Below are 312 nucleotides of genomic sequence, written 5' to 3'. Positions count from 1 at the left end.
CTCGTCGATCAGGCCAAGTCGATCGCCAACCAGGCGCTCTCGACCCAGCTCTCCACCACCGGCACCGCCGCCAACGCCTACAGCGCCAGCAACTCAAGCGCCTCCGTGCTGCTGACCATCAACGGCACCTCGGTGTCGGCCAACATCAGTGCCACATCGAGCATCTCGGCCACCGTCGCGGCCCTGAACGCCGCGGTCAGCTCCGCCAGCACCTCCTCCAATGGCTCGTTCGGCGCCGGCGCGATCTTCTCCACCGACAGCACCGGCACCAAGATCGTGCTGAATGCCCAGGCCGACGTCGAGTTCCAGAAC

1 pseudogene is annotated in these 312 nt (G+C 66.3%); it reads left to right on the top strand.

The window, feature by feature from the left end:
- Positions 1–312 (top strand): annotated as a pseudogene (locus tag ACLBX9_RS00475) (flagellin); the annotation flags it as partial.

The organism is Methylobacterium sp. A49B, from assembly GCF_053346215.1.
This window is presented reverse-complemented; position numbering and strand designations above follow the sequence as displayed.